Raw genomic sequence first — 17731 nt, 5'->3', positions numbered from 1 at the left:
CATTTAATTCATTCGCTTACGTATAACTTTTATGCAAATGAAACTTAGATCTTGTTAATGTTAACCCTAGCCTGGTTAACTTTTAAGTCCCAGGTGATTGTATCGACCTGAAACCTACTGTAATCTGCGTTACTAATTTAAACCGTCACTTTCAAAGCGCGGCTAGCATTTACGGACAACTTGCGTTGATGAACAATAATCCAATAAGACTAATCAGCCGCACTCAATGCGCTGCGATAAAACAGCCAAATATGCAGTGTACAAGCAGTAAAACGATAAGCACTGCAAGCTTTGGCGCGGAGCGTGTTAGTTAATGACGCAAAAAGCCACTCGCCATCGCAATGCCACCACCACCCCTGAAATGCGCCAGTTTATTCAAACGTCGGATTTCAGTGTCAGCCAGCTGGCAAAAATCTTAAATATTTCAGAAGCAACCGTGCGCAAATGGCGCAAGCGTAGCTCGGTAAGTGATGCACCAAATACGCCGCATCACCTCAATACCACGCTGTCACCAATGGAAGAATACGTGGTTGTCGGTTTGCGTCATCAACTCAAAATGCCGCTCGACAGACTGTTAAAAGTCACCCAGGAATACATTAATCCAAATGTATCTCGCTCAGGGTTGGCGCGCTGTTTAAAGCGTTATGGCGTATCTAAACTTGATGATTTCCAAACAGACGGCGTACCTGACAAGTACTTTAATCAACTGCCGATTGTTCAAGGCAGTGACGTTGAAACCTACACTTTAAATCCAGAAACCCTAGCCGACACCCTCGCCCTACCACACTCATGTGAAGATGTGGTGCAAGTGGTATCGCTTAGCTTACCGCCAAAAATCGCGCAAGATCAGAACTACTCCATCTTGTTGGGCGTTGATTATAAGAGCGACTGGGTTTACCTCGATATTTATCAAGACTCGCATACTCAAGCAACTCGCAGATACATGGCCAATGTATTAAAAGATGGGCCATTTCATCTGCGCAAGTTACTGGTCAAAAATTACCACACATTTTTAAACCGTTTTCCGGGCGCCCATGTATTGAACAGCCCAGATTTAACGGACGAAACATACCTTTCAGCTAAGGAAAAGCTGAGCACTGGAGACTCACAATGAGCCAAACCAAGCAAGCAAATGTAGGGAAAGAGCCCTCAGCGATGGGAAAAAAGCCCTCAGCGGCCAAGCAGGAGCCAACAGAGAACGAGACGGCCAACAGCCTACGCCTCAATAAGCGTCTAAAAGACACGCCTATTGCCATCGTCGGCATGGCGAGTATCTTTGCTAACTCCCGCTACCTGAATCAATTTTGGGATTTGATCTGCGACAAAATCGACGCGATCACTGACGTTCCAAATAGTCACTGGCAAATCGACGATTACTTCGACACCGACAAAAACGCGCCAGATAAAAGCTACTGTAAACGCGGCGGCTTTATTCCTGAAGTCGACTTCAACCCTATGGAGTTTGGCCTACCGCCGAACATTCTTGAGTTAACCGACACCTCACAGCTTTTGTCACTCGTAATTGCCAAAGAAGTGCTTGCTGACGCTGGCGTAAGTGATGATTACGACACCAATAAAATTGGTATCACCTTAGGTGTGGGCGGCGGTCAGAAGATCAATCACTCGCTATCGGCGCGCTTGCAATATCCAGTGCTGAAGAAGGTATTTAAAAACAGCGGCATTAGCGATCAAGACAGCGAAATGCTGATCAAGAAATTCCAGGACCAATACATTCACTGGGAAGAGAATTCATTCCCAGGCTCATTGGGCAATGTCATTGCAGGCCGTATTGCCAACCGCTTTAACTTTGGCGGCATGAACTGCGTGGTTGATGCCGCTTGTGCAGGCTCACTTGCAGCAATGCGTATGGCACTAACAGAGTTAGTTGAAGGTCGCAGTGAAATGATGATCACTGGCGGCGTTTGTACCGACAACTCACCGCAAATGTACATGAGCTTTTCAAAAACGCCAGCATTTACCACCAACGACACCATTCAACCATTTGATATCGATTCAAAAGGTATGATGATTGGTGAAGGCATTGGTATGTTGGCGCTAAAACGTCTTGAAGACGCTGAGCGCGATGGTGACCGCATTTACTCAGTGATCAAAGGTGTGGGTTCATCGTCAGACGGTAAATTCAAATCTATTTACGCACCGCGCCCTGAAGGTCAAGCCAAAGCGCTAAAACGTGCTTATGAAGATGCAGGTTTTGCCCCTGAAACCGTGGGCTTAATTGAGGCGCACGGAACTGGCACAGCTGCAGGTGATGTCGCCGAATTTAACGGCCTAACCTCGGTATTTAGTGAGAACAATGAGCAAAAACAACATATTGCGTTAGGCTCAGTGAAATCGCAGATCGGACATACAAAATCGACTGCGGGCACAGCTGGTGTCATTAAAGCAGCGCTTGCCCTGCACCATAAAGTACTGCCGCCAACCATTAATGTCGACAAACCAAGCGAGAAGCTAAATGTTGCCGACTCGCCATTTTACATTAACAGTCAAACGCGCCCTTGGTTGCCAGATGCCAACAACACGCCGCGCCGAGCAGGTATTAGCTCGTTTGGTTTTGGTGGCACTAACTTCCACCTTGCGCTTGAAGAATATAATAGTGAGCATCGACGTGGTGACAAATACCGTCAGCGTCAGGTCCCGCAAAGCCTACTGTTTAGTGCAAACAGTAAGGCCGAGTTAAGCTCATTAGCTAACGATGTTATCAATCAAGTTAATGCTGCTATCGACGCCAATGCAGCGCTCAGCAAACAAACTGAAAGCCGCGGTAGCAACAGCAATTATTTAGCCCTTTGCCAAATCGCCAACGCAAATCCTGTGCGAGTATTGGATGCGAATGCGCCGCGTTTAGGCTTGGTAGCAAGCAGTCTTTTTGAGCTAAAAACTCAGCTTGAACAAGCGATTAAAAAGCTCGCTTCAGATGAAGCAGCATGGCAGTTGCCATCAGGCAGCAGTTACCGCGCAGCAGCATTAATCGATTCAAGCAGCGCCAATAAAGCACCGAATAAAGTGGCGGCCTTATTTGCAGGTCAAGGCTCACAATACGTCAATATGGGCATCGAGCTAAGCTGCTTGTACCCAGAGATGCGTGCGCAAGTGATAAAAGCCGATAGCGTGTTTAACGCTAATGGCAAAACATTATTGTCGCGGGTGCTTTACCCTATTCCGGCATTCGAAAAAGCCGACAAAGACGCACAAGCAGCGCTGCTTACTCAAACCAATAATGCCCAAAGCGCGATTGGCGCGATGAGTATGGGTCAATATGAGCTATTCACTCAGGCAGGTTTTAGCGCCGATATGGTAGCGGGCCATAGCTTTGGTGAGCTTTCAGCATTGTGCGCCGCCAAGGTTATCTCAACAGATGATTACTACCAGCTAGCATTTGCTCGCGGCGCTGCCATGGCAAGCGATGCGCTAGATGCTGACGGCAAAGCGAAAGACAAAGGCGCCATGTACGCCATTATCTTAACAGGCGACGAGCAAGATGAAGCCAATGCCAGCAACATCAGTAAGCTTGAACAATGTATTGCTAAATTTGACGGCGTAAAAGTTGCTAACTACAACAGCGCCACTCAGCTAGTGATTGCAGGTCCAACCGACACTTGCGCCGATGCTGCTAAGGCGATTACTGAGCTTGGTTTTAAGGCTATTAACCTACCTGTATCAGGTGCGTTTCACACGCCACTTGTCGGTCATGCGCAAAAGCCATTTGCTGATGCCATCGACAAGGTGAAATTTAGCGCCTGCAAGCTTGAACTCTATTCAAACGCGACAGCACAAGTTTACCCAAGCAACGGCAAGTCAATTAAGTCAGCTTTCAAGCAGCACATGTTGCAGTCGGTACGTTTTACTGAGCAGCTAATTGCTATGTATGACGCAGGTGCACGCGTGTTTGTAGAATTTGGTCCTAAAAACATTCTGCAAAAACTGGTTGAAGCGACCTTGGGCAAGCATAGCGATGTAGCTGTGATTAGCTTAAATCCAAAACCAAAAGCAGATAGCGACACGCAGCTACGCATAGCCGCTATGCAATTAAGCGTACTTGGACAAACCATAGCCAACATCGACCCTTACCAAGCGGAGATTGCCGCTGAAGCTGAAGTCAAAGGCATGAACGTCAAGCTAAGCGGTGTTAACTACATCAGCCCGGCGACCAGAGCCAAGATGCAAAAGTCACTGGAGACAGGTGAGATCAGCAGTCAAATCGTTGAGAAAGTTGTTGAAACCGTCGTCGAAAAGATTGTTGAAGTCGAAGTAGAGAAAGAAGTTATCAAGGTCGTTGAAAAACCAGCGGCTTCAGTTGCCAATAATGCAAGTGTCAATGCAGCGAGCGTTGCAAATATGAACGAGACTATCGTGAAAAAACCAAATATCAATCAAGCACTGCCAAGCAGTGACACTAACCTCTCGGCGTTTTTCAACGCTCAGCAACAAGCTGCCGAGCTGCACCAACAGTTCCTGGCTATTCCGCAACAATATGGCGAAACCTTCAGTCAGCTTATGGCTGAGCACAGCAAATTGGTTGCTGCAGGTCTAGCTATTCCAGAAAGCCTGCAACGCTCGATGGAAATGTTCCACCAGCATCAAGCGCAAACGCTGCAAAGCCATACTCAGTTCTTGCAACAACAAGCGCAAATTAGCCAAAGCACCCTAGCAGCACTGGCTGGCACGCAAGTACAAACTCAAGCTCATACTGCAAGCCAGTTACCAACTGAGACACAAACACCTGCTCAAGCTCAGGTAAGTGCACAAGTCAGCGCGCCCGTGCACCAAGTTGCACCTCAGCCTGCTGAACAATCAAAGAAACAAGCTGTGCAATCAGCGCCCGCAGCTATTACACAACCTGCTCAGTCACTTGCAGCCACAGCAACGCCGGTTGTACCTGTGCCAGTGTCAGCGCCAATAAGTGAGCCTGCAACTTCGCCAGTTTCTGCCCAGCAGTCGGCCAAGCATAGTACTGTGCAAAGCACTGTTCTAAACAATCAACAAAGCGCCGAGCTGGACACTAGCGGTCTAAGTGCCAAACAAGTACACGACACCATGATGGCGGTGGTAGCCGATAAAACTGGTTATCCAACTGAAATGCTTGAACTTGAAATGGACATGGAAGCCGATTTAGGTATCGACTCAATTAAGCGCGTAGAAATTTTGGGTACAGTGCAAGATGAATTGCCGACACTTCCTGAGCTAAGCCCAGAAGATTTAGCAGAATGTCGCACCCTAGGCGAGATTGTTAGCTACATGGAAAGTCAGTTAGCTGCATCATCGACTGGTTCTGCAGCTTCTGTTGCATCAGTGCCAGCAGCAACTCAATCTACCGCAACAGGCTTAACTGCTGAGCAAGTGCACAACACCATGATGGCAGTCGTTGCCGATAAGACTGGCTACCCAGTTGAAATGCTAGAACTTGGCATGGATATGGAAGCCGATTTAGGTATCGACTCAATCAAGCGCGTAGAAATTTTGGGTACAGTGCAAGATGAATTGCCAGAGTTGCCTGAGCTAAGCCCAGAAGATTTAGCAGAATGTCGCACCCTAGGCGAGATTGTTAGCTATATGGAAAGTCAGCTTGCAGCTTCTGCAACTGATTCAGCTCATTCTGTGGCAACAGTGCCAGCTACACCTGCTCCTTCTACTTCAACTGGTTTAAGCGCAGAGCAAGTTCACAACACCATGATGGCAGTCGTTGCCGATAAAACCGGCTACCCAGTTGAAATGCTAGAACTTGGCATGGATATGGAAGCCGATTTGGGTATCGACTCAATCAAGCGTGTTGAGATTTTAGGTACCGTGCAAGATGAATTGCCGACACTTCCAGAGCTAAGCCCAGAAGATCTAGCAGAATGTCGCACCCTAGGTGAGATTGTTAGCTATATGGAAAGCCAGCTAGCTACTGATACGGCTCCAGCAGCTGCAGAAACTTCACAGTCAGCGGCTCAAGTTGCTACGACTGGTTTAAGCGCAGAGCAAGTGCACAACACCATGATGGCAGTGGTTGCCGATAAGACTGGCTATCCAGTTGAAATGCTTGAGCTTGGCATGGATATGGAAGCTGATTTAGGTATCGACTCAATCAAGCGTGTTGAGATTTTAGGTACAGTGCAAGATGAGCTACCAACACTGCCAGAGCTAAGCCCAGAAGATCTAGCAGAATGTCGCACCCTAGGTGAGATTGTTAGCTATATGGAAAGCCAGCTAGCTACTGATACGGTTGATACTACGACGACCTCTGCACCTGTTGAGGCACCAACTCAATTTACAGCAACTGGTTTAAGCGCTGAGCAAGTGCACAACACCATGATGGCAGTGGTTGCCGACAAAACCGGCTACCCAGTTGAAATGCTAGAACTTGGCATGGACATGGAAGCCGACCTTGGTATCGATTCAATCAAGCGCGTGGAAATTCTCGGTACAGTGCAAGACGAGTTACCGACACTTCCTGACTTAAATCCTGAAGATTTAGCAGAGTGTCGCACCCTAGGTGAGATTGTCAGCTATATGGAATCTAAGCTGGATAGCAGCGAAAGCTCACAACAAATCCAAGATGCAGCGCCTGCAGCAATCGATACCACCGAGCTTCCACCACATCAGGAAGTTAGCCTAAAAAAGTTGCCAGCGGCGGATAAACTAGTTGATGCATTTGCTAAAGAAGCTTGCATAGTGATCAATGATGATGGTCACAATGGCGGCGTGTTAGCAGAAAAATTGAATGCAGCCGGTTTATCTGTCGCAGTAGTGCGTGCACCACAATCAATTGTGAGTGCACATGCTCCTATCAGCAGTGACATAGCAACCTTTAACCTTGAGCAAATCGGCGATGATGCGATTGCCGCAGTACTTGCGCAAATTAGCCAGCAGTATCAAATTGCCGGCCTTGTGCATCTACAACCGCAGCACTCAGCCGATGATGCTATTGGCTTAAACGACGCCGCTTTCCACTCAGTTGAGCAAGCATTCTTAAGCGCTAAGCACCTGCAAGCTAAGCTGACTGAAAAGGCACGCGATGAGCGTTGCAGCTTTATCACAGTAAGCCGTATTGACGGCGGCTTTGGTTATGCAAACTCAAACGATTTAACAGGCGCAGAGCTTAACCAGGCTGCACTTTCAGGACTGAGTAAAACCCTGAGCCACGAATGGCCACAGGTGCTTTGCCGCGCGTTAGATATTGCGCCAGATATGGAAGCTGTTGATTTAAGCCACGCAATTATCAGCGAGCTATTTGATACTGACACGCAAACTGCTGAAGTCGCGATTAACGCCAATGGCCGTTACAAGTTGGTTGCCAGCACCCAAGCGGATGCCCAGCTAACCAAAGCCGAGCTTAATCAGGATGACTGCATCCTAGTAACTGGCGGCGCCAAAGGTGTGACCTTTGAATGTGCGCTAACCCTTGCCAAGCAAACTCAGTCACACTTTGTGCTAGCAGGTCGCAGCCAACACTTAGGGGCAGACCTACCACAGTGGGCGCAAGGTAAAAATGCCAATGAGCTTAAAGCAGCTGCAATTAAGCACATTCAAGCCCAAGGCGAAAAACCAACGCCGAAGCAAATTGATGCCTTAGTTTGGCCAGTGGCTAGCAGCCTTGAAATTGATGCAGCTCTTGCGGCGTTTGCTCAAGTTGGCGCAAGCGCTCAGTACATCAGCATGGATGTCAGTGAGCCACAAGCGATTGAAGCTGCGCTGCAAAATATCAAAGCCATCAGCGGCATTATTCACGGCGCAGGAGTGCTGGCAGATAAACACATTCAAGATAAAACCCTAGCCGAGCTTGGGCGCGTATACGGCACTAAAGTTACCGGTCTTGCAAACCTACTAAAAGTGATTGAGCCTACTCAGCTTAAGCTGCTGGCAATGTTCTCATCGGCGGCAGGTTTTTATGGCAATACAGGTCAAAGTGACTACGCCATGTCGAATGAGATCCTTAATAAAACCGCACTCAAGTTTGCCAAGCAATTGCCGCAAGCCAAAGTGATGAGCTTTAACTGGGGTCCTTGGGACGGCGGTATGGTCAGCTCAGCATTAAAGAAAATGTTTGTTGAGCGCGGCGTCTACGTAATTCCACTCGATAAAGGTGCAGATTTATTCGCGCACAAATTGTTATCGACTGGTGGCACTCAATTGTTGATTGGCTCGAGCATGCAGGGCTCTTCTACTAATAGTGAAACGGAAGACTCTGCAAAAAAGCTTAATGCGAACTCTGGGAATAATGTCGATATCGATTTAAATATCGACGCCGAGGGTTCGCTAACGCTGCAAGCTGCACTTTCAAACACCACAGCTCAGGGTAAAGTGATTGTTGAGCGTACGCTTGACCCGCTAGCCCTGCCATTGCTCGCCGATCACTGCATTGCCGGTAACCCTGTGTTGCCGACAGTGTGCGCGATTGAATGGATGAAGCAAGTTGCCGAAAACATCACAGGCAAACCTGTGATGATTAAAGACTACAAGCTACTGAAAGGCATAGTGTTTGAGACAAAAGCCGCCCATGAACTACAGCTAACACTGACGCAAACCGCTACAGGCCTTAACGCGCTTATTAGCAGTCGCCTAGCTGGCTCTGAACAGGCTTATAGGCCCCAGTATCAAGCAACATTAGTTCAGGCAGAGTCAGTAAACACTCACTCTGCGCCGCAAGCGGCTATGTCATTGCAGGAGCTGCAAGCCAAGTTAGCAAATGATGGTGTTGAACTTTCAAGTAAAGCGCTTGCGAACAAGGTTGAGTTATACAGCGATGGCACCTTGTTCCATGGCCCAAGTTTGCAAGGCATTGAGCAGGTACTGCAGCTTGACGAGCAACAACTGATTTGCCGTGTAGCAATGCCAGCGGCGGCAGCTAATACCGATACTCACTCAGCAAATGGCAAAGGCGCGCAGCACTTTGGCGCAAGTCAGCCACTAGCCGAAGATTGGTTACTGCAAGCTATGTTGGTATGGGCAAGGGAGCAACATGGTGCAGCGAGTTTACCTGCCAGTATTGGTGAAATGATCTATGGCTCGCCATTCGGCTTAGCTGATGGTGATACAGATGGCAACAGCGGCTATATCAAGCTTGAGGTTGTAAAAAGCAGTAAGCGTTCACTCACTGCCAACGTCTACTTGTACCATGATGATGGCCGTTTAAGCTGCGCGATGCTCAATGCCAAAACCACCATTAGTAAAACCCTTAATGATGCGTTTTTAGCACCTGCTACACCACTTGCTGAGCTCAAGGAGTCAAGTTGAGCAATCACTCGTTAACTTCTGAGCCTGATACCATAGAGCAACTCACGGCAAGCGCTTTGCGCTTAGCCGTGTTTGTGCTTAATGAGCACAAGCAGTTTTTAGCTAATCAACCGTTAGCCGGGCTGCTCGCTCAAGCTGAGCGATTAGATCTAGCTAAGTCAACAGCCGGGCAAACTCAACACCTTGCCAGCATATTGCTCGCAGCGAAGAGTAAGCCTCAACTCATCACGCTAACGAATCCTGCTGCAAGCGATAGTGAGCAACAGCTGTTGATCGCCCCGGCATTGATGGCGGCAAAGCTACGTTGTCATGCCCATGCGCTTATTACTGGTATTAGTACTGGCATTAGTTCTGACAATGAAGACGCTAGCTCAGTCCAAGCCGCGCTTAAACACGCTAAGCGCGAGCACATTTCGCCAGTGAGTTTTTTAATGGAGGCCGTACCATCTAGCTCAGCTGAGCAAGAGCACTTGAGTAATCATATTACTGGCATCGCACAAGTAAGTGAGCTTTTCACTAAACGCGCGTTACCAAAAGCGAATGCAAAAATAGCTAGTGCCAAACCAGCTAATGCAAAAACGGCAATCGAGCTTGCCCAGCAAGATTCAACTCAACCTAAGCAGCTTAGTTACTGGTATACACCTCTACATCAACAACGTGTGGCAACATTAACCCTGTGCGGTAAGCAAAACTTAACCCTTGTGATGGTGCAAGGCTCACAGCTTGCTAAACCTGAGCCTTTGTTATCAAATCAAAGAATTTGGCTGCCTGTTCGCGCGCAAGATACAGCTGAGATGCGCCAGCAACTGGTGTCTTTTGCCAATGAACTCACCAGCATCAATCATGCTGATGACCAGTCCGGTTTGCTTAGACTTATAAGCCGCGCCATACACAGCGCAGAACAAAGCATAGAATCAAACCTGCAACACGAATCTATAGCGAGTGCTGTGATAATGGCTAGCGGTGTTGAACAAGCCATCAGTGAAATCGATGCTATGCTCGCGGCGATTGATGCTTCCTTTTCTGACAAACAAGCTTCTGACTATAAAACTCCTGCGGGCAGTTGTTTGCAAACTTCTGCAACCTCAATGCAGCAAAACGATTTATGTTTTGTCTATCCGGGTGTCGGTACAGTTTATCCGAATATGTTTAGCGAGTTTGGCCGTTACTTCCCAGCGCTTTACAGCGAGCTTGAAGCTGAAGGCGATTTAGGCCAAATGTTGCAAGCTGATTTGCTGGATTCTTGCACTAAAGGCAGTAGTAAAGACAAAGCCATCGACGTTAGTCAGATGGCGCTTAAAGAACTGGCCATTGCTGGCGGCGGCGCAAGCTTTATGCTGACACGATTGCTGCAGCGGGTATTTAACATCACCCCAAACTACGCCATGGGCTACTCCATGGGTGAAGCGGCAATGTGGGCGAGTCTTGGGGTCTGGCACAAGCCCCATAGCTTAGTTGCAGCGACCGATAACTCATCAATTTTCAATCACGATATTTCAGGCGAGCTCAACTGTGTGCGCCAAACCTGGCAACTTGGTGCTCATGACACCATAAACTGGAATAGCTTTGTGGTACGTGCAACTGAGCAAGAAATTCAAGGCGCAATAGATGCTCATGCTCATGCGCAAGCCCAGGCCCAGACCCAGCAGCTTGAGCAAAGCCGAGTTTATATCGCCATCGTTCAAGGCGACACCTGCGTGATTGCTGGCTGTGAGCACAGCTGCAAACAAGTGTTAAAACAGCTAGGTAAGCGTGGCATTGCCGCTAATCGCGTTACCGCAATGCACACTGCACCCGCCATGCTTATTCGCGATCAGCTTAAAGATTTTTATCAGCTACCTATCAATAAAAGGGCTAATGAAACTCAACAATGCCAACAAACCCAGTTTATTAGCGCCGCTAGTGAGCAGTTTGTTGCACTCAATGAAAACGCCATTGCAGAGTCGGTAGCCGATACCATGTGTCAGCCTTTGGATTTCACTAAATTAGTCAACAAAGCTCACCGATTAGGTGCTCGTTTATTTGTGGAAGTGGGCGCCGATAGGCAAACCAGCACCCTAGTCGACAAAATCCTAACCGCGAGTTCACAGCCAGCAACTCAATCCGAGCGAGCTCGCGCTAAGGGACTTTCTACTCTACCCGAGCAAGCTCGAGCTAAAGGACTTTCTACTCTATCCGGGCAAGCCCGCGCGAAGGGCTTAGCCATCGCGACTAATACCAAGGCGGGCGACGATATTACGAGTTTACTTAAGTGTTTAGCTCAGCTGTTTTGTCATCAAGTGCCTATGTCTTTGGACTATTTAATAGTCGGGCTTGAATCACAGCTACAGCAGCTTACTTGTAACGCTGAGCGTTTAGAACCACATACAAATTCTTCAACCGCCGTCACGGAGCCGACTGCGGTTACCTTAAAAGGAGCACAAGTTTGAGTTCAACTAAACTTGCCACAACCAGCAAACACAAAATAGCCATTGTTGGTTTAGCTAACCAGTATCCAGATGCCGATACCCCAGACTCGTTCTGGCAAAATCTGCTAGACAAAAAAGACTCTCGCAGCACTATCACTGCGCAAAAACTCAATGCTGAGCCACATGACTACAGTGGCGAGCAAGGTCAGTCTGATCGCTTTTATTGCGATCAAGGCGGCTATATTCAAAACTTTACCTTCAATCCCAATGGCTATCAGTTAGCGCCTGAACAACTTGCAGGCTTGGACGATAGCTTTTTATGGGCCATTGATACCGCGCACAAAGCGCTTAAAGATGCCAACATTGAGCTAACTAACCCTAAGCTATCGCGCACCGGTATTGTAATGGGCACCTTGTCATTCCCAACAGCCAAATCAAATGAGCTGTTTGTGCCCTTGTATCACGGCGCGGTTGAAAAAGGTTTGCAACATAAGCTTAAGCAGCCAAACCTCAAGTTACAGCACTTTAGCCCCAGCTCAGCAGACTCAGGCAAAGGCGATGAAACAGCTGTGCCACTTGCAAACGGTGCTATTGCTCATAACGCCTCAAAGCTAGTTGCTGATGCCCTTGGTTTAGGCGCTGCGCAACTTAGCCTTGATGCAGCCTGTGCAAGCTCTGTGTACTCATTGAAATTAGCCTGTGATTATCTGCAAACAGGTAAAGCCGATGTCATGCTAGCGGGCGCTGTGTCTGGCGCAGACCCATTTTTCATCAACATGGGTTTTTCTATCTTCCACGCCTACCCTGAGCACGGTATTTCTGCGCCATTTGACCAAAACTCAAAAGGCTTGTTTGCAGGTGAAGGTGCTGGCGTACTGGTACTAAAACGTCTTGAAGATGCTGAGCGCGATGGCGATAAAATCTATGCCCTAGTCAGCGGCATTGGCCTGTCAAATGATGGTAAAGGCCAGTTTGTACTCAGCCCAAATAGTGACGGTCAAGTAAAAGCCTTTGAGCGCGCCTACGCCGATACCCAAATGAACGGCGAGCAGCTCAACCCAGAGCAAATTGAAGTCATTGAGTGTCACGCCACGGGCACGCCGCTTGGCGATAAAGTTGAGCTGACCTCAATGGAGCGCTTTTTTACCGATAAGCTTAACGGCAGCAATCCTCCACTAATTGGCTCAGCCAAATCGAACCTAGGGCACTTACTTACCGCGGCAGGTATGCCGGGGATCATGAAGATGATCTTTGCCATGCAGCACGGCATGTTACCACCAAGTATTAATATCAGTGCGCCGATTAGCTCGCCTGATGGCATGTTTGCCAACCATACCCTGCCACAACAAGTGCAGCCTTGGCCTGTAAAAACGAGCAATACTCATCGCCATGCAGGCGTTTCTGTATTTGGTTTTGGCGGCTGTAATGCGCACCTATTGTTACAGTCTTATCAAGGCAAAGGCCAACATCTGGCGTGCACTGAAAAACCAGCCAAGCCTAGCACGCTAGCTGTTACCGGCATCGCCAGTCACTTTGGCAAGTTTTCCAATATCAGTGAGTTCGCCACGGCTGCGAAAAATAAGCAAAACGCATTTATTAAACTGCCACAAAACCGCTGGAAAGGCCTGCAACACCACCATGAATTGCTCGGTCAATATAATGTCCCAAGCGAGCTAAGCGGCGCATTTATTGAAAGCTTCGAGTTTGACTTCCTACGCTTTAAAGTGCCGCCAAATGAAGATGACAGATTGATCTCACAACAACTGTTGTTAATGAAAGTCGCTGATGAGGCGATCCGCGATGCGCAATTAACGCCAGGCGGTAAAGTTGCGGTACTGGTGGCGATGGAAACTGAGCTAGAGCTGCACCAGTTCCGCGGCCGAGTTAACCTGCACACCCAATTAGCCAATAGCCTAAAAGCCCAAGGTGTTGAGTTAACAGCAGACGAATATCAAGCCCTTGAAGCCATCGCCATGGACAGTGTACTCGATGCTGCCAAGCTCAATCAGTACACCAGCTTTATTGGCAACATTATGGCGTCACGGATCTCATCACTTTGGGATTTCAATGGACCAGCCTTCACCATTTCGGCTGCTGAGCAATCGGTAAACCGTTGTATTGATGTGGCGCAGAACCTACTGGCGACCGAATCAGATGAGCCGCTAGAGGCTGTGATTATTGCCGCCGTTGATTTAGCTGGCAGCGTTGAAAATATTTGCCTTCGCAGCGCGACCATGAATAAGTGCAGCGCAACGCTTGATCAATCAGCAACTAATACCACTCGCTTTGGCGAAGGTGCTGGTGCGATTGTGCTGCAAGCCGGTGTGAGTCATAAACAAGCTCATAATAGCGATTCAAGCGCAAACTCAGAGCTTGACTTAATGCAGCAAGCATTAGGCGCCGTTTCGCTTGACTCTGACCCACAAGCTCCTGTTGCACCAGAGTCTAACGCGGCTTCAAACGCGACAAGCTATGGCACCATTGAGGCGCTATGCTTTGGCAAGCTTGCCAACTTTAGCCAGGTTAGTGATGCGCTGCTAAGTCAGGCTGATTTACTGGCTCAGCAAGTGAGTACTATAGAGCTTAACCAAGCACCTGAAAGCCAATTTGCAGCGGCGCAGCAGTTATCGAACCTATTTAGCCAAGCGACGCTGCAGCACGCTAGTGACTGTATTGGTCACACCTTTGCCGCATCAGGTATGGCGAGCTTGCAGCACCAGCTGCTAACCTCAGCCGACACTAACGCTAACAGTAATCAAACTAACAATAATCAAACTATCGTTGCCAGCATTAGTAGCAGCATTAGCGAAGACCAATGCTCGTTGTTAGCCATGAGTCAAACACCAGAACAGCAATCTGCGTTAGCTCAGCGTTTAAATCACGGTGTAAGCGAATATGAAAATGAACCTAAGCAAAAGCTGAGTCTGGTAAAAACTGTCACCCTTGGTGGTCGCGATATCTATCAGCACATTGTCGATGCGCCGCTAAATCAGCTTGCTAGTATTCAAGCCAAAGTTGCCGATGGGCTAAGTTCATCGGCAATTGATGTAGCTAATAACGCTAAACCAGCTAGCCAGGTGAACTTTACCGTAACTAGCCCAGTGTCAGCGTACCGGGTTGCAAACTCAGAGCATTCAAATATAACTAACCAAATTGATCTAAGCATGACCTCAAACACCCAAAAATCTCGTCCGCTAGCTCAAACGAATATCACCACAGCGCAAATCAATACCCTGCCGCCAGCACATTTGTCGGCATTTGAGCAAAACCAATGGCTCGCCCACCAAGCGCAAAAAGCCTTTCTAGAGTCGCGTGAACAAGGCTTGAAGCTGGCTGATGCTATGTTAAAGCAGCAAGTTGCGCTGGCTAATGGCCTAGCGCCAGTTAGCTATGATCCACAAACTCATGCAGCTGAAACAAGTACCGCCCCAGTAAACGTACTAGCGGCTGCGCAACAAACTGTATCGACTGCACCTTTGCGTCCAGATCATGCTAACGTGCCGCCATATACCGCGCCTATTCCCGCCGATAAGCCTTGTATTTGGAATTACGCCGACTTAGTTGAATACGCTGAGGGCGATATTGCCAAGGTATTTGGTGATGACTACGCGGTTATCGACAACTACTCACGCCGCGTACGCCTGCCAACCACAGACTATTTGTTAGTGTCGCGTGTCACTAAGCTTGATGCACAAACCAATCTATATCGTCCAAGCTCAATGACCACTGAGTATGACATCCCTGTTGATGCGCCTTATTTGGTTGACGGGCAGATCCCTTGGGCGGTTGCAGTTGAGTCAGGTCAATGCGATTTAATGCTGATCAGCTACCTTGGCATCGACTTTGAGAACAAAGGTGAGCGCGTTTACCGTTTGCTGGATTGCACCCTCACCTTCTTGGATGATTTACCACGCGGCGGCGACACCCTGCGTTATGACATTAAGATCAATAACTTTGCTAAAAACGGCGATACCTTATTGTTCTTCTTCTCGTATGAGTGCTTTGTTGGCGACAAGATGATCCTGAAAATGGATGGCGGCTGCGCCGGCTTCTTTACCGACAAAGAGCTTGAAGATGGCAAAGGCGTTATTCGCACCGACGATGAAATCGCTAAACGTCAGGCTGCGTTAAATAATCCAAATAAACCTAAGTTTGAACCACTGCTGCATTGCCCACAAAGCCAGTTTGATTATGGTCAAATTCATCGCTTGTTAAGTGCTGATATTGGTGGCTGTTTTGGCGGCGCGCATCTTACCCACCAGCAAGCTAGCCAAATGCAACCTTCGCTGTGTTTCGCATCAGAGAAGTTCTTGATGATTGAGCAAGTCAGCAAAGTTGATGTTCATGGCGGCGCCTGGGGCTTAGGGTTAATTGAAGGCCATAAGCAGTTAGCACCAAATCACTGGTACTTCCCGTGTCATTTTAAAGATGATCAGGTAATGGCAGGCTCGCTAATGGCAGAAGGCTGTGGTCAGTTGTTGCAGTTCTTTATGCTGCATATTGGTATGCATACCCTAGTGCAAAATGCCCGCTTCCAGCCACTAGAAAACGCTTCGCAAAAAGTGCGCTGCCGTGGTCAAGTACTACCGCAACATGGCGAACTTACCTACCGCATGGAAGTCACTGAAATTGGTGTTAGCCCGCGCCCGTATGCGAAAGCCAATATTGATATCTTGCTTAATGGCAAAGTGGTGGTCGACTTCCAAAATCTTGGGGTAATGATCAAAGAAGAGTCTGAATGTACTCGCTATCTGCCAGACACAACTCCAGTCCTAGAAACCAGTGAAAGTAATACAAGCTCAAAACAAACTCAGTTTGAAGCAGCTTCAATCAATGCACCTTTAATGGCGGTTGAACCAGACTTAAGCGCGCCAACCAATAAGGGCGTTATTCCCCTTAAACACGTTGAAGCGCCGATAACACCAGATTATCCAAACCGCACACCTGATACGCTGCCATTTACGCCGTATCACTTGTTTGAGTTCGCCACGGGTAATATTGAAAATTGCTTTGGCCCAGACTTTGGCATCTATCAAGGGCTTATTCCACCGCGCACACCATGTGGTGACTTGCAGCTCACTACTCGAGTGATTGATATTCAAGGCAAGCGTGGCGAGCTTAAAAAACCATCGTCATGTATCGCTGAATATGAAGTGCCGCAAAACGCTTGGTACTTTGCCAAAAACAGTCATCAAGCATTAATGCCTTACTCGGTATTAATGGAAATATCCTTGCAGCCAAATGGCTTTATCTCAGGCTACATGGGCACAACGCTAGGCTTCCCTGGTGAAGAGTTATTCTTCCGTAACCTTGATGGCAGCGGTAAGCTGCTGCGCGAAGTGGATTTACGCGGTAAAACCATAGTCAACGACTCTAAGCTGTTATCAACCGTAATTGCCGGCAGCAATATTATTCAAAACTTCACCTTTGATTTAAGTGTTGATGGCGAACCGTTTTACACAGGTAGCGCGGTATTTGGTTACTTCAAAGCCGACGCCCTGAAAAATCAATTAGGTATTGATAACGGTAAAATCACGCAGCCTTGGCATTTAGCCAACGGCATTGCTGCTGACATTAAAGTTGACCTATTAGATAAAAGCTCACGGGTATTTAATGCACCAGCCAATCAGCCGCATTACCGCTTAGCGGGCGGTCAGCTTAACTTTATCGACCACGCTGAAATTGTTGAAACCGGCGGCGATTACGGCAAAGGTTATCTGTCGGCAAGTCGCACAATCGACCCAAGTGACTGGTTCTTCCAATTCCACTTCCACCAAGATCCGGTTATGCCTGGTTCACTAGGCGTTGAAGCAATTATCGAGTTAATGCAAACTTACGCCATTAGCAAAGACCTAGGTAAAGGGTTCACTAACCCGAAATTTGGCCAAATTCTGTCAGAGATAAAATGGAAGTACCGCGGCCAGATTAACCCACTGAACAAACAAATGTCCCTCGATGTGCATATCAGTAGCATTGAAGATAAACAGGGTAAACGCATCATTACAGGCGATGCCAACCTTAGCAAAGACGGCCTGCGCATTTACCAAGTAAAAGATATTGCCATCTGCATTGAGGAGGCATAAGGA

4 protein-coding genes are annotated in these 17731 nt (G+C 48.0%); all 4 read left to right on the top strand.

What is annotated here, in order from left to right; all coding sequences use genetic code 11:
• Window positions 1–313 precede the first annotated feature (313 nt).
• The 4 genes from G3R49_RS11055 to G3R49_RS11040 are packed head-to-tail and all read left to right on the top strand — an operon-like array spanning window position 314 to window position 17728.
• A complete protein-coding gene (locus G3R49_RS11055) occupies window positions 314–1114 on the top strand; it encodes a helix-turn-helix domain-containing protein (protein ID WP_167869675.1) in 801 nt (266 codons plus the stop codon).
• A complete protein-coding gene (locus tag G3R49_RS11050; RefSeq protein ID WP_167869674.1) occupies window positions 1111–9237 on the top strand; it encodes a type I polyketide synthase in 8127 nt (2708 codons plus the stop codon). The genes G3R49_RS11055 and G3R49_RS11050 overlap by 4 nt, the downstream gene beginning before the upstream one ends.
• Window positions 9234–11666: a PfaB family protein gene (locus tag G3R49_RS11045; protein WP_167869673.1), complete on the top strand. Its 2433-nt coding sequence runs from the start codon at window positions 9234–9236 to the stop codon at window positions 11664–11666. The genes G3R49_RS11050 and G3R49_RS11045 overlap by 4 nt, the downstream gene beginning before the upstream one ends.
• Window positions 11663–17728 (top strand): beta-ketoacyl synthase N-terminal-like domain-containing protein, encoded by a 6066-nt coding sequence (locus G3R49_RS11040; RefSeq protein ID WP_167869672.1) that lies wholly within the window; start codon window positions 11663–11665, stop codon window positions 17726–17728. Before G3R49_RS11045 ends, G3R49_RS11040 begins: the two co-directional genes overlap by 4 nt.
• Window positions 17729–17731: the final 3 nt, after the last annotated feature.

The organism is Shewanella sp. WXL01, from assembly GCF_012263345.1.
Taxonomy (GTDB): domain Bacteria; phylum Pseudomonadota; class Gammaproteobacteria; order Enterobacterales; family Shewanellaceae; genus Shewanella; species Shewanella maritima.
This window is presented reverse-complemented; position numbering and strand designations above follow the sequence as displayed.